The following is a 19,718-nucleotide window of genomic DNA, read 5'->3' on the forward strand; positions in this document are numbered from 1 at the left end:
GCAACCCTTATTCATCTTATCAAAAATATGATCTAATACCTTTATTAGGTACCCCTCCTTTAATCAAGTTAATTCTGGATTTAATGGAATAATTAAGTTCCCTTAACCATCAGACCTTGCGACTTAAATCATGTTTTCATCTTCTTTCCAATTTTCCATGAAACCCTCATTATGAGGAAACACCAACGATGCTTAATCGTTATCAAGCCCACACCAACGATTAGGGGTGCCCGTTTGGGGCTGAGATCATACCCTTTGCACCTGAACCAGATCATGCTGGCGTAGGAAAATCGTGCGAACATGGCTTCGTTTCGAGCAGGGCATTCCAAGTGGTTGGTTGCCTTTTTTCTTTTATCCGAAATGATACAACCATGTTACGATTTTTTGCCCTCCTCTTCCTTCTTAGTCCATCGTCATTTGCCCAAAACATTACGGGTAGGGTCTTGGACGCCAACGACCAAACACCACTTATGGGGGCAACCCTTCAATTACGGACATATAGTGATACTATTTTAATCAGCAATACCACCACGGATACGAATGGATACTTTGTCTTCAAAAATATCCCATCAGGCGCATACCTCCTGATTACTTCGTTTGTAGGCTATGAAACAATTCAGCAAAATATCCATATACCTTCAGAAAAACTTATAGAAATAAAACTTAAAAAAGAATATATCTTATCTAAAACTATCATGATTACCGCACAACGTGCAGAAGCACAAGTTAACCCCATCACCTTCTCTAACCTAACAGCACGCGACCTTAAAGAGCGACCCCAAACCCGCGACTTACCTGCCCTGCTCTCAGAATTGCCCTCTGTAACTTATTATTCCGAAAACGGCAACAACATGGGGTATGCCTATTTGCGAATGCGCGGATTTGATCAGAGGCGGATTGCGGTTACCGTAAATGGCATTCCACAAAACGATGCCGAAGACCACAATGTTTATTGGATTAATTTTTTCGATCAGCAAGAAGCCATTACCGATATTCAGGTGCAACGGGGAGCAGGATCCGCATTTTACGGCTCCTCCGGTATTGGAGGCGCAATCAATATCTTGGCAGATCCATATAAAAAACAAAAAGCCGCTAACTTCACGCTCGGATACGGGAATTTCAACACCCGTCGTTATGGCCTATCGCTCAATACAGGTGCCAATAAAAAGGGAACAATGGCCTTTTTTAGACTCTCTCGTGTAGCATCAGATGGATATCGCGAAGGAAGTTGGACCGATTTTTGGCGGTATTTTGCAGGGGTAAAGCAGGTTAAACCACAGTCTTCTTTAACCTTACAGGCATGGGGTGGTCCACAAAAAGATGGTTTAGCCTATTATGGAATTGATAAAAAAGATAATTCAGACACCATAAAACGCCGTACCAATTATTCAGCCTTTTTTGATGAAAACGAGTGGTTTCATCAACCACATTTTGAGGTTTTATACGACCAATCTGTTGCGAAAAACCAAACCATGAGCCACAAATTATACGCTTTTATTGGGCGTGGGTATTTTGATTTTGATGCCACTTGGCGAACACCTAACTATTTCCGTTTACCCAATAATTGGGGAAGCCTGAACGAATCAGAACGAAACCTTGATTTTTATACCATTTCCCCCAATACCTTCATCACCCAACGTGCACGGGTAAACAATACAGACCTCGGCTGGTTGCCTTCGTGGACCTACAAATCGGATAACACCCAAACCACTCTTGGTGGGGAAGTGCGTTGGCATCGCTCCGAGCATTGGGGCCGCATCCAAGACGCAAGCCCAGACATCCCTGAGCACCTGATTGGGGAGGCCGATGCCCGAGTCTATAACTATCGCGGTAAAAAATGGGTGGCGGCACTTTATGCTTCTCATTTCCGAAAATATGCAGCGCGTATCCAAGTACAAAGTGATGTACAAGTGATTAAAATGGCCTATCGGTTATACAACGAATCTTTTTTTCAGAATGAGTTCTCCGTCCCTTATCTATTTGTAAATCCAAGACTTGGCTTCACTTTTAACTTAAAGCCCTCTACAACCATTTATAGTAGCATAGCACTTGCCAACCGAGAACCACGCTTAAAAGAACTCTATGATGCCGAAGAAGCTGGTGCAGGCAGTACACCCAAATTTGAAACAAAAAACGGAAACCTTGACTTTACACGGCCAATAGTGAGACCAGAACACCTCCTCAACTCCGAACTCGGTGTGTCTTTTCGGAACGCCCACTTCCAAATGACCCTGAATGGCTACTTCATGGGGTTCCGCAACGAGATTGTGCCGAGTGGCGGCCTCGACCAATTTGGCGTACCACGATACGGAAATGCTGCTGAAACCCGCCACCTTGGTCTTGAAGCCGAAGCCACTTATTCGCCCTCCCAAAAAGTTGAGGTTAGTGGAAATGCTGCTTGGGGAAAACATCAACTCGTCCGTTTTACAGAATATAATACCAATGGAATCGCCGAAATAAGGGATGGAAACCCAATCGCCCTTTTTCCGGACTTAACAGCCAATCTTAGGGTAACCTATCGGTACAAAGCCTTGTTTTTCGCACTCTCTGCACAACATACAGGCGCTTTTTGTGTGGACAACAGCGGTTGTAACCCATCCGACCCATCCGCGCAAAATGATGCCTTTACCATTATAAATGCCACAATTCAACTCCAACCTAAGGGGGCGATTGGCCGCAATATGCAAATCAGTATGGATATTAACAACTTGTTGAACCACAAAATTTTATTACATGGCAATGAATCTCGTACCTTCTTCCCATTAGCCACCCGTAATACTTTTGTTCAGATACGCTATACGTTGCAGTAAAAGCCCTTTCACAAGCTGCCTTCACCGTTCATTCCATTATACTTCAAAAAACCTTCAATGGCAATCGGAACCTTTCCGGTTGTAAATTAGTCTTAGCACTCTCATTAGCCGAGTGCTAATAACCCAATAGAATCATTACATTCATTCATCCATTTAACCTAAAACGTTAATATTATGGCAAGCATCAAACCGTTGAGCGACCGCGTCGTGGTCCGTCCGATGGAAGCGGAAACCAAAACCGCCAGTGGCCTTTTCATCCCTGACACCGCAAAAGAAAAACCCCAACGGGGAACCGTTGTTGCTGCGGGTCCAGGTCGCGTAGAAAACGGAAACCACATTGAGATGGGCGTAAAAGAAGGCGATGTCGTTCTCTATGGCAAATATGCCGGAACCGAAATCCGTGTGGACGACGAAGACCTCCTCATCATGCGCGAGTCCGACATCCTCGGCATTGTTGCAGGTTAATCTTAGCCCTGAATCATTTTTAATTGTTATTAATTAACCAAAATACATTCTAAACATGGCATCCAAAATTATCAAATTTGACGTAGAAGCCCGCGACGCGCTCAAACGCGGCGTGGACGCGCTGGCAAATGCCGTTAAAGTAACCCTTGGCCCTAAAGGCCGCAACGTAATCATCGAGAAAAAATTTGGGGCTCCCACCGTCACCAAAGACGGTGTTTCGGTAGCCAAAGAAGTGGAACTCGAAGACAAGATTGAAAATGTTGGCGCACAAATGGTGAAAGAAGTGGCTTCTAAAACCAGCGATGTTGCCGGGGACGGAACCACCACCGCCACCGTTTTGGCACAAGCCATTGTAACGGCTGGTCTTAAAAACGTGACCGCTGGTGCAAACCCAATGGATCTGAAGCGTGGGATTGACAAAGCCGTTGAAGTCGTGGTTGGAGAATTAAAAAATATCAGCCGCGAAATCCAAGATAAAAACGAAATCGCACAGGTTGCGACCATCTCCGCCAATAACGACGAAGCCATCGGTAATCTGATTGCAGAAGCGATGGAGCGGGTAGGCAAAGATGGTGTTATCACCGTCGAAGAAGCCCGTGGTACCGAAACCCAACTTGATGTGGTAGAAGGGATGCAATTCGATCGTGGATACCTCTCGCCCTATTTTGTGACCAATGCCGACAAAATGGAAGCCGAGTTGGACAATCCGGTGATCCTGATCCACGACAAAAAAATCAGTTCCATGAAAGACCTGCTCCCGATTCTGGAGCCTGTTGCACAAGGTGGTCGTCAGTTGCTTCTCATTGCCGAAGACATCGAAGGCGAAGCCCTTGCTACCCTCGTGGTAAACAAACTCCGTGGAACAATTAAGGTAGCGGCTGTCAAAGCGCCAGGCTTTGGCGACCGCCGTAAGGCCATGCTCGAAGACATCGCCATCCTGACGGGTGGTACTGTGATCTCGGAAGAGCGCGGATACCGCCTCGAAAACGCAACCCTCGACTATTTGGGCCGTGCAAAAACCGTTCGGATTGACAAAGACAATACCACGATCGTGGATGGCGCTGGAAATCCAGAGGACATAAAAGCCCGTATCAACCAAATCAAAGCCCAAATCGAAACCACCACCAGCGACTACGACCGCGAGAAGTTGCAAGAACGCTTGGCCAAATTGGCCGGCGGGGTAGCCGTTCTGAAAATTGGGGCCGCTACCGAAGTGGAAATGAAGGAGAAAAAAGCCCGTGTGGAAGATGCCCTTCATGCCACCCGCGCTGCTGTGGAAGAAGGCATTGTACCGGGTGGTGGCGTGGCCATTATCCGCACTATTCCTAAGCTAGATGGCGTAAATACAGTTAATGAAGACGAAAAAATCGGGGTAAATATTATCCGTCGTGCCCTCGAAGAACCCCTTCGCCAAATCGTTGCAAACGCAGGTCTCGAAGGCTCCGTGATTGTGAATGAAGTAAAGAACGGCACAGGCGACTATGGCTTCAATGCCCGGACGGATAAATACACGAACCTCTATGCAGAAGGTGTGATTGATCCAACCAAGGTAACCCGTACTGCACTCCAAAACGCAGCTTCAGTAGCCTCCCTCCTGCTCACAACCGAGGCTGTTGTGGTCGAAAAACCCGAACCGGCTGCCCCTGCGATGCCAAATCCAGGCATGGGTGGAATGGACGGCTTCTAAGCTACCGCACGCTCTATATTTTTACAAAAGGCTCCGAAAGGGGCCTTTTGTGTTTATATACCAAATTTCACTTCCTGCTACAACTATGCTTAAAATTGTCTATAATGATACACATCCTCAAAATCGCTTCAAAACCACATGCCCTAAATAGGGATTGCAGATAGAGAAAAACATTTCTTGCGGACTTGACAAAATCATCACAATTTATTATACTTATACAAGTAATTTATTTCACTATACTTTTAAGCATAAATATCTTATGGACAAGCCACAAGCCACAAGCCACAAGCCACAAGCCACAAGCCACAAGCCACGTTGTAAATAGTTTAACAGCAACAGGTTCCCGCCTACCATTTTTTGCAGCCACTTCTTTTACGCTTATCATTCTGTTTGTACTCTTTTTTTTCGGCAGGATGTGATTTATTTACTTCTAAAAAGCAGCATCAAGAACAACAAACTGACTTGGTCTTTATGCCTTATCAAAAGGTAGCACTAAACAAAAGTGAAAGTTTTAATGCCTATGAAGCCGCACGCAATGGTGAATACACTTGTTTTATTAGCCAATTAGCGCCAGAAGGTTCACCCGTAAAATACTACTATGGGCAGATTAAGTTACTTTTCGCCCCCCGTTTATTGGCTGAGATATCCGATATAAAGAACATCCAAGGAATTCGGTATTCTCTGAATGACGAAACCCTTAGCACGACCACCCGATATGCAAGATGCCTGTTCCCGACTTCAGAAAAACTGTCTATGCTCTTGTTAAAACACTTACAGTTTGATCCTTCGAAGGCCTTGCCAGATGACCTATGGATTGACGAGGCGCCCTCGTCTGCCCCACTTTCTAAAACCTCGGTTCTTTTAAAAATAATTTGTGGTAGAACCATTAAAAGCAGCGAAGGGTATCCAACAGTCACCATTGAAATTAATTATGATGACTGTATTGAACTCCATCTTGAATTTCTTCTTCCCCCAGATTTGCCCACACATCCCGTTTGGAATGATGACTTCATTGGCGGCGGCGGCGGGGTCGGCGGCGATTTGGTGGACTCAGATGACAATGTGCCACCTATGTGTCCTAATAATAAGGATAAGTTGATTAAGAAGTATTATTGCGATAAAACCAGGGTTTTTGACCTAACTCCCAGTCAATATAAAGATATTAAGGAAATCATTGACCGGATAAGAAGGCGAGGTGTAACCTGTGCTAAATTAGCCGATATCGGTGATATGCTTCTGGTACAAAAGGGATTTGTTGTTTCAAAGATTGACCCAAAAGATCGAGGTGGCCATGAACCATTTGCCTTCACAGCAACAGTTCCCACACCTGCATACTTTTCTTCCGACGGTAGGTTACAAGGCGTGTCGGGCGCATGGATCACTATAGATCCCAAAAACTGGGATATTAGTCAGGTTAAATATCTCGGAAGTAAAAGGATTACATTAGAGTGGATTATTGTTCACGAGTTGGATCATATACTATTAGGTAGTAACGTGGAGCATATCTCATATACATACGAATTTGATGCCCCCCCGAATACTACTTTATACACAAAAAATACAGCCGAATGTTCTTATGATGCCAAAACGCCTCACCCCAAAACCATACTTTGATGCCCAAATTATTGATATACTGGTTCATTGGTGCGTGTTCAATGTCTATAAATGTATATGCACAATGTGAAGACATCATCCAGCCTACCAAACAGGAAATAAACGAAGGGTATGCACAAATGTCTGCAACGTTTATTCGAATTGTATTATCGTTTTTTTTAGAAGAAGGATCACCGAATGCAGACAAGTCAGTGGGCCCTCGGTTTGTTGACCACAAACGATTAACCAAACCTGGCGACTTTTTTGGGGATAAACTCTTTCATGATACCCCACCCTGTTGGGAAGGAACCTTGCCAGCAAAGAGAAAAATCGCCAGATTGATCCATAAAGAGGCTAAAAAATTAGGTGCTTTTTACATTGATTCCCGAAACGAAGTACAAACACTTGGAAAAATAACGGTTCATACACCAGACGATCATCAAGATAATTTTTGGAATCCCATACATTTTACCTATTTGATTTTATCCATCCCCAGAAAAGGAGGTCCCTATAGCCCTGGTTTGTACATTGACGAAAAAGATATATACCCAAATGCTTGGACGATGCGTGTGACCAGAGTTGATGAACAAGGCGTTGCTCATTATGATGTTACACTGCAAGAAATTAAGCCTAAAACATGGGTACTTATTCGTGCAAGATGGGTTTTGGGATTTCACTATGACTTCGTTTTTAAGAAGAAAAAAACGTCATAACTGCTTGCTTGATAAAAACGAATATAAACTCCCAACTAAAATCGTTTCAAAATCAAAAAAATATCCCTTTAAACAAAAATAACGCATGCTTCTTTTATTTAATTGCCTATTAAGTATCTTATTCATTGGTTCTACCCTAACTACACCAGAAGCCAGTGGAAAGAATCCTTATCTTGATTCGTCTTCATTTACCGGCTTTTCGTCGGACACATTGTGGGATTACGGTATGGGCTTGAGAAGCCATGCAAAAAACAAAATTAAAATAGGCAATAGCGCATATCGCCCCCCTCCCTGTCCAAATAATGATCAATTTATCCGAAAATATTATTGTGATAAATCACGTGTTTCTCACTTAAATACTGAACAATATGCTAAGCTTGAACAGATCATCGAAACAATAAGGACACGAGGCGATACCTGTAATAAGTTAGCAGGTATTGGAAGCCTTTTACTTTCTGAAAAAGGTATTGTCGTTGCTAAGATTGACCCCACGGATAGAGTAAATCGTAAGGTATTGGCTTTCCTTAAGATACCTGAATTTACTCAGTTTTTCCCTAACGAGGGCAGATTAATGTATCTGGATAACACCTTTATTACATTAGACCCATTGATATTAGATGACACACAAACAGGATATTACAAAGATAAAATTGCTTTAGAATGGGTATTTATACATTTATTAGATCATATTTTATTAAAGAATCAACAACATATACCTTTTTGGCTTGAGTTTGGAGTGGATTCTTATGACAAAAATTTTACATTATCAACCGAAAATATAAATACATGTATTTCCAAATCAATCAAGTAAATAAAAAACCTCTGAAACATAATCATGATGCATAAGCACTTTATATTATTTTTAATTTTAGGCTGCACATTCCATTTGCATGTATATGCACAATGTGAAGACGTCATCCAGCCTACCAAACAGGAAATAAACGAAGGATATGCCCAGATGTCCTCTCACTTTATTAGAACTGTTTTGACTTTATTCTTAAGGGATAGATATCCTGTATCTGGTAGGTTTACTTCAGATGAGATACGTCCCCGTTTTATTGATCATAAACGTTTAACGAAACCAGGCGGTAATTTTTATGGATATAAACTCTTTCATGACACGCCTTCATGTTGGGAAGGAACCTTGCCAACAAAGAAAAAGACGGCGAAACGAATTCTTCGGGAGGCCAAGAGATTAGGCGCTGTTTACATTGATTCTCGGAACGAAGAACAAACAATTGAAAGAATCACAATTGTTAAGCCAAGTAATAACGGCAAAATTTTGACTACAAAACCAAATAATATTAATGACTTCTTTGAACCTATTCAATTTGCTTATTTAATTTTAGGCATACCCCGAAAAGGAGGGCCGTATAGTACGGATCATTATTTAAATAGACGAGACATCTATCCGAGTTCATGGACCATGCGTGTGACTGAAGTTTCCGAGCAAAGCATCGCTTATTATGATATCATGTTACATAAGATTGAGCGAAACAAATGGGGGATTCTTGATGTGAAAAAAATTGCAGATTACCATTTTGATTTTCCATTAAAGTAGCCTCTTAAGTACAAGTATGCAACCCAAGCCATAGCTGAAAAAGAAAAAGAGTAGAAACCACTTAAATTAAACCTCTTTCTTGTTGCAATACTTTTAGGCTACTTTACTAACATCATTTTGTTTGTTAAAACATGATTACCTACTTGCAGGCGATAAATATATGTACCACTCGGCAAGTCTTCGGCATTAAATTGAACCTCATGTTTTCCTGCATTTTGCCACCCTGTTTTTAATACACTAATTTTCTTTCCTAAAACATCAAATACAGTAAGATTAATTTCGCTTGATTGGGGAAGCGTAAAAGTAATGGTCGTGTTTGGGTTAAAAGGATTAGGATAATTTTGTGAAAGTGTTATTTTAGCAGGCAACTCTACTTTTCCTTCGTTTGCGATAAGAATTTTCTCAGGTGATATAAAAATACCATTTCCTTGTGTCCCTGCTAAAACAGCACCATCCGGCATGGCAATTATTTTAGTAATGGGATCTCTATATGAGTCTATTGTTAATCGGGGTTCAAGAATTGAATTATTAATTTCTACAAAAGGTTCGTCAAATTTTGCTGATCTATATAAGCGATCTGTTCCTACAAAAATATTGCCTTTATTGTTCACATAAAAACCAGGCATATCATGATTGATCTTTAATCCATTAATGGGCATCCATTCCCAACGACCTTGGCTTGCATTGAGTTGGACCAAGACTCCCGCTCCTACTCCATACACCATACCATCATCTCCGGCAATCCAAGAGGTGAACGTACAGACATTATTACAAGGTCTTATTAACTTGACCCAATTTTGGTTATTTAGATCGTATCTAAAAATATCAATATCGTCCTTTATAAATATATTCCCCTCTTTATCTCGAATAATATCTCTTATACTTTTATCCTCAATGCCTGTTCTAATGGATTTAACAAGGCCACTATTCTCGACTAAAACGACATCTCCATTCTTCAATAATACCATAAATGATTTATCGGACTTAATTATTCTATGAATAGGATTAGAGAATTCAAAGTCTTTAATAATTATGGATTTAGCAATATAGTTATACTCAAATATTTTATTCATATCCAAAGAAAAGCCATAAATAATATTGCCTTCTATGATTAGATTTCTTGGATTTATTTTTTTCAGGTGTGTATCTTCAATCCAAGTCTTTCCTTTATCTGTAGTTTTATAAAGATTATGAACTCCTGTGAATGGATCTTCCCTTCTTATACTTTCAACGTAAATAACTTCTTTATTTTCTGAATGATACACTTCCCTTATTATAGTCTTAGGTATATTGGTATTTTCCCAGAATGAAACATCACCACTCAGTTTATAAACTCCAGAGTATGTTGCAACGAACAAGTTATTTTTTCCTTTGATAATTTTAAATGATGGCATATTTATATTCGTCTTAATCCATGTTTTTTCTTCAATTTTATAAATATAAAGTCCTTGTTCTGAAGCAAAGGCTATTTTATTATTGTCAATCTTATATATATCATATATTTTTTTACTTGGAAAAATTATTTCCCAAGTTTCGCCATGATCATTAGAACGCATTAGCCCGACATTTTCCGCCCCAGCAAATAAATTAGAAGGTAGATAAGGCTCTTGTTGTTCATAAAGTATGGATGTGATGTTGAAATTAGGAGATATTTTTTTCCAGCTACCATTTGTCAAACGTCGAAAAACCCCATATTTTGTACCTACCACAAGACCTTTATCTTGAAGTTGTTGAATAGTGGTTACGGAAGTGTCTTGGAATGCGATTATTTCCCATTTGGTGTCATCGCCTTTTAGTCCGTCAACAGATTTCCAAAGACCTGCTGATGTTGCCCAAATCATACTTCCAGAAGAATCTTTTATCATATCAAAAGCGCTACCCTTAGAACAGCTATAATTATAAGAATCTTTTGGACTAAGTAGCATATTATAACCAACAATACAGGCAGCATTCATACCAGAAATAGATAAAAATAATTCATTTTCTTTTTTTATCATAGCTTCTGTTTGATCATTTGAAAATCTTTGCACTTCCCATGATAAGCCTTCATCATTAGAGTAGTAAACAGGATCGCTATAAGCATCATGGCCAATAGAGCCTGTTATAATTGAATTTTCATGATATATAATGGTAGGAATAAATGTCTCCGTTGGCAAATTGGAACGAGACCAAAAGGGTTGTGCATTAGCAATGTCTGTGATAATAAATATCAGTACGAATGGAAAGTATTTTTTCATTTTGATAATATGGTTTTATATGTATATTCTTTTTCTTTAACACGAATCGTATAAATATATGTTCCATTAGGAACAGTATCTTTACTTTGGTCTTTTCAATTGAAATTACATCTTTAATATAATGAGGTAATTTCAACTTAATAAACTGAAATTCGGTTAGCGTTTCACTCTTTTTGAATTCAGTAAATCGTTCTGCTTGTTTTTTGACAATTTTCCATCAAAAGGTTCGAACAGCTCATGGGTCTGCGCATATATCCTTTTTGTTATAGAACAATAAATTAAATTTATAATTAGCTTAAATAGAAATCAAGTATTAGTATTTATTTGCACGTCTGAATATGTTTTAAAGAATTAAATTGCATTGTGATAGCAATATAGAGACAAACGCACTACTAAATCAATAGTTTTTTTTAATTTTATGTAAACAAATTATTTTAACATATCTATCTACTCCGGTTTGGGGTCAAATGTGTCCATCTTGTTGTAGCTACTTTGTGTAACGGTTTAAAATACTCCACGTTAGGCAATCCAGAGAGGCGCCCTGCCCCACTCGAATTCGGCAATAGCTGCTTGCGCTCCATGATTCACTTGAAAAACAATCGTTGTGTATTATACAGGCCCTTCTTGATTTCTCCAAGAAAAGGGCTTCCAAATTTATAAGAATGTTGTATATTGCGTCCCACCAAATTTTAAAAGACATGATCGGTTAATGCATGAACAACCCTCCTGACGCCCAATTTATGCACGAAGCCATCCGGTTATCGGAAGAGAACGTGGCTACTGGGCAAGGTGGGCCTTTTGGCGCGGTGGTCGTAAAAGAGGGAAAAATCATTGCCCGTGGCGTAAACAGTGTTACCCGACTTCATGACCCCACCGCCCATGCGGAAGTGATGGCGATTCGAGAGGCATGTAGTGTTTTACACACTTTTCAGCTTACGGGTTGCGAGATTTACAGCAGTTGTGAACCCTGTCCAATGTGTCTGGGTGCGATTTATTGGGCCAGACCAGATGCCTTGTATTTTGCCAACAGCAAAGAAGATGCCGCCGCCATTCAGTTCGACGATCAGTTTATCTACGAAGAGTTGGCACGTCCTTTAAGCGAACGCAAACTGTTTACCCGTCAGATGTTACGCGAAGAAGCCCTTGAAGCCTTCCGGAAATGGGCAGTCAGCACGGCCAAAATTGAGTATTGAACATGATTACCTTTCTTTTAAATCATCAATTGGTTCAAACGGATCATCCGGCAGGCAGTACACTTTTGGATTTTGTACGGTATCACAAGCGGCTTACGGGAACCAAAATTGGATGCCGAGAAGGCGATTGTGGCGCTTGCACACTTTTGGTTGGGGACTTTGAGGACGGTCGGTTGGTTTACAGGAGTGTCACCTCCTGCATCATGCCACTGGGAAATGTCAATGGTCGGCATGTGGTCACCGTAGAAGGCATCAATGTGCCGCACCTTAGTCCGGTTCAGGCCGCTTTGGTAGAAGAAAATGGAACGCAATGTGGATTTTGTACGGTTGGGTTTGTGATGTCGCTTACCGGACACATGATGACCGACCAAGCGCCAACCAAAGAAACAGGCATTACGGCAGTGGACGGGAATATTTGCCGCTGCACGGGCTATAAATCCATCGAGCGGGCGATTTTGCGCCTAACCGACACACTGGAGACCATTTCCGGACCCGATCGTTTGGTGGAACTAACACAGCAAGGCTTTCTTCCGGCATACTTTGCCCAAATCCCAGAACGACTGCGGGATTTACAGCACATGCTCTCCGAAAAATACCGCGGAATTCCAGAGGACCATAATGTGGTTTTGGGGGGTGGGACGGATTTATTGGTACAACGACCCGAAACTGTGCGCAGTAGCAGGCCTCGCTTGGTGGCACGGGAAATAGACTTGCAAGGAATTTGGATGGAGAATGGACGTTGTTTTTTGGGCGCTTCCACCACCGTCACCCAGTTGGCCGAGTCCGATTTACTCCAAAAGATGTTGCCCGCACTCCCGAAAGTCATCAAATTAGTTTCATCCACCCAGATACGCAACAAAGCGACTTTGGCAGGGAATATTGTGAATGCCTCGCCCATTGGGGATTTTAGTATTTTCTTTTTGGGACTCAACGCAGATGTTCACCTTTCTACACGGTCTGGCCGTTCACGGACCATTCCATTACGAGATTTTTATACTGGATACAAGCAATTAGCCAAGCGCCCAGAGGAACACCTCACCGCCATTTCGTTCGTACCGCCCGAAGAAGATGTTGTGGTTAATTTTGAAAAAGTATGTAAGCGGACGCATTTAGACATTGCTTCTGTAAACTCTGCCTGCACCATCAAAACCGATCAAGACGGAACAATCGTCCATCTCCACCTTTCGGCGGGTGGTGTGGCGCCATACCCCAAATATCTTAAAAAAACATGCCAGTTTTTGATGGGTAAAAAGCCGCAAGAAGCACTCTTCAAGGCCGCAAACGAAATCTTGCAACAAGAAATTGCCCCCATCAGCGATGTCCGTGGGCAAGAGGCGTATAAGCGGCTATTGGTCCGGCAATTGTTCTTTGCCCATTTACAAGTGGCGCTACCCGATATTCGATTTGTATAAGAGGCTCTTATGAAGCAAACACCATCCGTCCCTCTCCCTTCCTTCGGCAATCCGGATGCGATAGGCCACGTTACAGGGCGTTCTTTGTATTTAGACGACTTGCCCGTGATGCAAGAGACGTTGCATCTTTTGGTTTTGGACGCACCAATTGCACATGGCAAAATTACCCGTTTAGAGACCCAAATAGCGGCGGCACTCCCTGATGTAGTAGCTATTCTGACCGCAAAAGACATTCCTGGCGAGAACCAAATTGGGGGAATTTTCCCCGACGAGCCCCTATTTGCCGAAAGCGAGGTGCATTTCCAGGGGCAACCTGTTTTATTGATTGTTGCAGAAACAGCAGAGGCAGCAGAAGCAGCAAAAAAGGCTATTGTACTGGAGATAGCCCCGTTGCCTGTCATTACAGATCCTCGGGAAGCTTATGCAACAGGTCACTTGCTTTCCCCTTCGCGTACTTTTAAGATGGGCGATCCTCATGCTGCCTTTGAAAAATGTGCCTATGTTTTTTCCGGCATTGCCGAAAGTGGTGGTCAGGAGCACTTGTATTTGGAAACGCAAGGTGCTTATGCCTATCCAACTGAATCCGGCGGCATCAAAGTTCACGCTTCGACACAAGGCCCAACGGCGGTTCAGCGCACCATTGCACGGGTTTTGGGCTTACCCATGAACCGGATCGAAGTGGATGTTACCCGATTGGGCGGAGGGTTTGGCGGAAAAGAAGACCAGGCATCGCTTTGGGGCGCACTTGCGGCATTGGCCGCTTGGAAGACCGGAAAAGCGGCCAAATTAGTTCCTCATCGGATGCAAGACCTACGTATGACGGGCAAGCGCCATCCTTATTCCAGTGATTATAAAATTGGATTAGATAAAGATCTACGTATACTGGCCTATGAAGCCACATACTACCAAAATGGGGGCGCAGCGGCAGATCTGTCACCCGCCATTTTAGAGCGAACACTGTTTCATGCCACCAATAGTTATGCCATTCCCCATGTATCCGCAACGGCCCACTCGTGCAAGACCCACTTGCCCCCGAATACGGCTTTTCGCGGATTTGGCGGCCCCCAAGGCATGTTTGTCATTGAAGCAGCCATACATCATGCCGCAACCGAACTGGGCGTTCCAGCCTTCGAGATTCAAGAAAAAAATCTGGTGCAGGATGGATACGAAATGTCTTATGGCCAAGTCCTTTCAGGTACAAAAGCCATTGAAACATGGCGTAAGGCACGGCAGGAATTTAACCTTGATCAGATGCTGGAGGCGGTGACGAACTTTAATGCCACACATCCTTATCGCAAAAAAGGGCTTGCAATAATGCCCATTTGTTTTGGCATTTCCTTTACCAATACCATGATGAACCAAGCACGGGCCTTGGTACATGTGTATTCCGATGGGAGCGTGAGTGTGAGCACAGGGGCCATAGAAATGGGGCAAGGTGTGAATGCCAAAATGGTACAAGTTGCGGCCAAAACCTTGGGAATCCATACAAAACGTATTCGATTAGAAACCACCAATACAGGTAGGGTGGCCAATACCTCGCCCTCTGCGGCCAGTGCTACCGCCGATTTGAACGGTAAGGCAGTTTTAGATGCCTGTCAACAAATCCAATCTCGGCTTTTGACGGTCTTGGCGGAAGTAACAGGAAGCAATGAAGTATCTATTCATAATGATCAAATTTGGATTAATCAAACGCTTTCCGAATGGTCATGGGAGCAGTTAATCCAGACGTGTCATGCCAAGCGAATCAACCTAAGCGCCAAAGGACACTACGCCACCCCTGAAATACATTTTGACAAAACCCGCGAAAAAGGCCATCCTTTTGCTTACCACGTGTATGGTACCGCGATTACGCTTGCAGAAGTGGATTGTATCCGTGGAACTTATGGTTTTGATGCGGTAAAAATAATCCATGATGGCGGAAACAGCATGAACCCTGTGGTAGATATTGGACAGGTGGAAGGTGGACTGGTTCAGGGCATGGGCTGGATGACCATGGAAGAAGTGGTGTATGACCAAGAAGGGAAATTACGCGCCAATGCGCTTTCTACGTATAAAATTCCAGACATTTATGCGGTTCCCCACGAAATAGTGGTGCATTTTTTGGAGGAAGCAGGCCCAGAACTCGCCTTATTCAAATCCAAAGCAGTAGGAGAACCGCCGCTCATGTACGGCATTGGGGCTTATTTCGCACTCACAAATGCCATAACGGCTTTTAACCCTGACGCACATTTGGCCTATGCCGCGCCCATGACACCCGAAAAAGTACTCCTTGCCCTTTATTCGTCCTCAATGCCATGAAAAAACGAAACGGACTATATAGCCGTCGTTGTTTTATTAACGGTCGGTTAGAGGAAGCCATTATTTTTATTGAACAAGGTAAAATAACAGAAATCCGAAAAGCGCGTAAAATCCTTCGGAACGAAGCAATTCAGGACTATGGCGAAGCGGTATTGATGCCCGGCGTAATTGATGCTCATGTACACCTCAACGAACCGGGTCGGGCAACATGGGAAGGATTTAAAACGGGCACGCTGGCTGCCGCCTATGGTGGTACTACGTCTTTGATAGACATGCCGCTGAATGCCAGCCCCGTTACTACCCATACCAAAGCACTCAACGCCAAGTTGCAAGCTGCATCAGGCAAAATCAATGTTCATTGTGGGTTTTATGGCGGATTGATACCGGGTAACTTCCACCAACTTCCGGACTTGATCGCAGCGGGTGTCTTGGGGATCAAAGCATTTTTGGTTCATTCGGGCATAGACGAATTCCCCAATGCGGCGTTAGAAGACCTCGACAAGGCCATGCCACTTCTAGCCAAAGCCGAAATTCCGTTGTTGGTACATTGCGAAATACCAGACGGTACAGGTGGGTTCTCGGATTATTCCGACCCATTGCGGTACCAACACTACCTGAATAGCCGTCCCCCCTCGTGGGAAGTCAGGGCCATCGAAGCCGTGATTGATTTATGCAAGAAACACCACTGCAAGACCCATATTGTACATGTTTCTTCTGCACAAGCGCTTGGTTTAATTGAACAAGCACGTCATGAAGGCTTGCCCCTCACAGCAGAAACCTGCGCCCATTATTTATTCTTCGCTGCGGAAGAAGTTCCAGACAGACAGCCCATATACAAATGTGCGCCGCCCATTAGAACCGAGGCCAATAATCATCAATTAAAAAAAGCGCTCAAGCAAGGGATTTTAGATTTTATTACCTCCGATCATTCCCCCGCACCGCCAGAAATAAAATCCTTGGAAAGTGGTAATTTTAAAACGGCTTGGGGAGGTATTGCTGGGTTACAATCTCTGCTTTCTGCTAGTTGGACGGCACTCAAAGGATTGCTCACCATCGAAACATTTATCCCGCTGCTAACCGAAAATCCTGCCAAGTTTTTAGCTCTTTTCCCACAAAAAGGAATCATCCAAGTGGGTTCAGATGCCGATCTGGTGGTCTGGCAACCCGAAATCCCGTTTACGCTGAAGCCAGAAGACCTACAATACCGTCATAAAATATCGCCCTACGTTGGGAAGTCTATGGCTGGAAAAGTCATTGCCACCTATGTAGCAGGCGAAAATATCCTTATTCACCGCCAAAACCCTATCAAAACAGGAACATGTATTCTCAAACCATCAAAGAAACCATAAAAGAAGCGCCCAGTTTCACCAAACTCACCTATTTAGCCGCCGAAGCCATGGGTGGTGAGGTTTTGTATGCAACCGACGAGTTCTTTGCCGAAAAAGAAAACCTGATCAAACCGGGTCGCGGCGAATTTATTCCAGACAAATATACCGATCGTGGCAAGTGGATGGATGGCTGGGAATCTCGGCGGCGGCGCACACCCGGCCACGATTATGCTGTCATTCGTTTGGCTGCTACCGGAATTGTAGCAGGCTTCGACATAGATACCAACCATTTTACGGGCAATCATCCTCCTTTTGCCTCCGTAGAAGGCATCGTATTGGAACATAGACAAACCGTTACAAATTGGGATGACTCCGCGTTGCGCTGGGAAGTTTTATTGCCCCGTGTCCCGCTCGACCCCGGTAGCCACAACTACTATATTTGCCACAAAGCAACACCCGTTAATCACGTCCGGCTGCATATTTATCCAGATGGCGGGGTTGCGCGGTTTCGGGTGTACGGAGAGGTACAAAAAGACTGGTCTTCTGTTTCTAAGGACGAATCAATAGACTTGGCTGCAGCCTTAAACGGTGGACATGCCCTTGCCTGTAACGACATGTATTTTAGTGACATGCGGAATTTGATTCTCCCACAACGGGGCCTTAATATGGGTGATGGCTGGGAAACCAAACGCAGCCGAACGCCCAATCACCACGATTGGGTCATACTCCGGTTAGGGCATACAGGGTTGTTGCGCCAAGTACTGGTAGATACAGCGCATTTTAAAGGCAATTACCCCGATTTTTGCACGCTGGAGGGCTGCATGGCTTCAGACGACGAGCACGTCTTGGCAGGAAAAGTGGAATGGCAAGCCCTCATGCCTCCGCTCAAGTTGCATGCCGATCATGAGCATTGGGTAGATCTATCGAAAGACTTGCCTGCCGTCTCTCACGTCCGCTTTTCGATTTATCCCGATGGAGGCGTCAGCCGCCTACGTCTATTTGGCCACATAGTTTAACAGGCTAAACACATGTTATTTGCGTTCATTTTTGCGGCTCTGGCCTTTTTGGGTCTTTTTGGCATAACGGTTACATTCCACTTACGGAAGAAGGCTGATGATGCCAAGCAGCCCGACGAGCGGCAAAAAGGCTGGATTTATGGTGCTCTTTTGCTGTTGCTGGCAGTGGTCTTGTTTTTGGGATACCGCCTTATATTGGGTACACCATGGGAAGCCCATCTGTTTGAATGGATGAACTTGGTGATACGGCTCATGCACTTTACCTTTGGTATCGCATGGATTGGTGCTTCGTTTTATTTTGTCTTTTTAGAAAATGCACTTAACCGCACAGAAGGCATTCGTGAGGAGTTGGCAGGAAATCTTTGGGCCGTCCACGGTGGTGGGTTTTATTATTTAGAGAAATACAAAATAGCCCCTGCCGAGATCCCTAAAAAACTCCATTGGTTCAAGTATGAAGCCTATTTTACGTGGTTATCGGGTTTTTGTCTCTTGTTCGTGGTGTATTACTTCAACGCCAAGTCTATGTTGATAGACCCACAAATCATGGATTTACACCCTTTTACGGCCATCACCATTGGTATCATCTCGTTGTTGGCAGGTTGGCTACTCTATGACGGACTTTGTCGAACGTCCCTCGTTCAAAACAGCCTATTTTTTGGCCTTGTTTTTTTGGTCGTAGCCATTGGGTTTGCCTTTTTTTATACCCATGTCTTTAGTCCAAGGGCTGCCTTCATCCATTTTGGGGCGTTTTTGGGAACCATCATGGCGGCGAATGTTTTTTTCGTGATCATTCCTTCTCAAAAGGCATTGGTTGCCGCCGCAAAAAAGGGGGAAGCCCCCGACCCACAACTGGGGAAAAAAGCCGGCTTACGTTCCTTGCACAACAACTATTTTACCTTGCCTGTGTTGTTTGTAATGATCAGTAACCACTTTCCAACAACATTCGGGCACGAACATGCCTGGCTTATCCTTTTCGCCCTTTCGGTGGCACTGGCAGGCATTAAACATTACCTAAATGTCTTGGAGCGTCATGCATATAATGTATGGATTTTACCCGCCTCCATATTGATTTTGCTCGGCATCGCCTTTATCACAGGTCCCAAATCAATACCCAATGCTGCTGCTTGTCGCCCAATTAAATACGAAGAAATACATAGTATTATACAAACAAGATGTCAGACATGTCATGCATCCAACCCCACCGATGACATTTTTAAGGTTGCCCCAAATGGTGTACGGTTTGAAACACCAGCGCAGATTATCCATGCAAAAGATAAAATCTTACAACGGGTTGTACTAACGGAATCTATGCCTTTGCTCAACAAGACCAAAATGACACAAGCAGAACGAGAGGCCATGAAGTGCTGGATTGAGCAAGGCGCTAAACCTTAATAAACTATTATTT

Annotated in this window: 14 protein-coding genes and 1 riboswitch; of the genes, 13 read left to right on the forward strand and 1 reads right to left on the reverse strand. The window is 43.4% G+C overall.

From position 1 onward, the window contains the following. Positions 1 to 212 precede the first annotated feature (212 nt). Positions 213 to 305, forward strand: a riboswitch (TPP riboswitch). 66 nt (positions 306 to 371) lie between these two features. The 7 genes from JNN12_10590 to JNN12_10620 all read left to right on the forward strand — a co-directional run bounded on the left by JNN12_10590 (position 372) and on the right by JNN12_10620 (position 8,829). Next, positions 372 to 2,810 (forward strand): TonB-dependent receptor, encoded by a 2,439-nt coding sequence (locus tag JNN12_10590; GenBank protein ID MBL7978776.1) that lies wholly within the window; start codon positions 372 to 374, stop codon positions 2,808 to 2,810. Between the two features lie 174 nt (positions 2,811 to 2,984). Next, positions 2,985 to 3,275: a co-chaperone GroES gene (locus JNN12_10595; GenBank protein ID MBL7978777.1), complete on the forward strand. Its 291-nt coding sequence runs from the start codon at positions 2,985 to 2,987 to the stop codon at positions 3,273 to 3,275. A gap of 55 nt (positions 3,276 to 3,330) precedes the next feature. Then, entirely contained in the window at positions 3,331 to 4,962 is a 1,632-nt protein-coding gene (groL, locus tag JNN12_10600; GenBank protein MBL7978778.1) for a chaperonin GroEL, read from the forward strand. A 390-nt stretch (positions 4,963 to 5,352) separates the two neighbouring features. After that, the gene (locus JNN12_10605) at positions 5,353 to 6,576 is read left to right on the forward strand and encodes a hypothetical protein (GenBank protein MBL7978779.1); all 1,224 of its coding nucleotides are present in this window, start codon (positions 5,353 to 5,355) and stop codon (positions 6,574 to 6,576) included. A 119-nt stretch (positions 6,577 to 6,695) separates the two neighbouring features. Then, a complete protein-coding gene (locus JNN12_10610; GenBank protein MBL7978780.1) occupies positions 6,696 to 7,268 on the forward strand; it encodes a hypothetical protein in 573 nt (190 codons plus the stop codon). A gap of 85 nt (positions 7,269 to 7,353) precedes the next feature. Further along, on the forward strand, positions 7,354 to 8,079 hold the full coding sequence (locus JNN12_10615; protein ID MBL7978781.1) for a hypothetical protein: 726 nt from the start codon (positions 7,354 to 7,356) through the stop codon (positions 8,077 to 8,079). A 24-nt stretch (positions 8,080 to 8,103) separates the two neighbouring features. Next, positions 8,104 to 8,829, forward strand: a complete 726-nt coding sequence (locus JNN12_10620) for a hypothetical protein (protein ID MBL7978782.1) — start codon at positions 8,104 to 8,106, stop codon at positions 8,827 to 8,829. Positions 8,830 to 8,927: 98 nt separating this feature from the next. Here the strand turns inward: JNN12_10620 and JNN12_10625 are convergent, their stop codons facing one another. Beyond that, the gene (locus tag JNN12_10625) at positions 8,928 to 11,066 is read right to left on the reverse strand and encodes a T9SS type A sorting domain-containing protein (protein MBL7978783.1); all 2,139 of its coding nucleotides are present in this window, start codon (positions 11,064 to 11,066) and stop codon (positions 8,928 to 8,930) included. 713 nt (positions 11,067 to 11,779) lie between these two features. Between JNN12_10625 and JNN12_10630 the strand changes: the two genes are divergently transcribed. The 6 genes from JNN12_10630 to JNN12_10655 are packed head-to-tail and all read left to right on the forward strand — an operon-like array spanning position 11,780 to position 19,705. Then, the gene (locus tag JNN12_10630; GenBank protein MBL7978784.1) at positions 11,780 to 12,259 is read left to right on the forward strand and encodes a nucleoside deaminase; all 480 of its coding nucleotides are present in this window, start codon (positions 11,780 to 11,782) and stop codon (positions 12,257 to 12,259) included. Positions 12,260 to 12,261: 2 nt separating this feature from the next. Beyond that, positions 12,262 to 13,671 carry an FAD binding domain-containing protein gene (locus JNN12_10635; protein ID MBL7978785.1) on the forward strand — a complete coding sequence of 470 codons (1,410 nt, stop codon included), beginning with the start codon at positions 12,262 to 12,264 and terminating at the stop codon, positions 13,669 to 13,671. 9 nt (positions 13,672 to 13,680) lie between these two features. Beyond that, positions 13,681 to 15,969 (forward strand): molybdopterin-dependent oxidoreductase, encoded by a 2,289-nt coding sequence (locus JNN12_10640; GenBank protein MBL7978786.1) that lies wholly within the window; start codon positions 13,681 to 13,683, stop codon positions 15,967 to 15,969. Then, on the forward strand, positions 15,966 to 17,318 hold the full coding sequence (gene allB / locus JNN12_10645; GenBank protein ID MBL7978787.1) for an allantoinase AllB: 1,353 nt from the start codon (positions 15,966 to 15,968) through the stop codon (positions 17,316 to 17,318). The genes JNN12_10640 and allB overlap by 4 nt, the downstream gene beginning before the upstream one ends. Next, on the forward strand, positions 17,288 to 18,313 hold the full coding sequence (gene alc / locus JNN12_10650) for an allantoicase (GenBank protein MBL7978788.1): 1,026 nt from the start codon (positions 17,288 to 17,290) through the stop codon (positions 18,311 to 18,313). The genes allB and alc overlap by 31 nt, the downstream gene beginning before the upstream one ends. Before the next feature lie 12 nt (positions 18,314 to 18,325). Further along, a complete protein-coding gene (locus tag JNN12_10655) occupies positions 18,326 to 19,705 on the forward strand; it encodes a urate hydroxylase PuuD (protein MBL7978789.1) in 1,380 nt (459 codons plus the stop codon). Positions 19,706 to 19,718: the final 13 nt, after the last annotated feature.

It is taken from the genome of Bacteroidetes Order II. bacterium (assembly GCA_016788705.1).
Taxonomy (GTDB): Bacteria; Bacteroidota; Rhodothermia; order Rhodothermales; family UBA2364; genus UBA2364.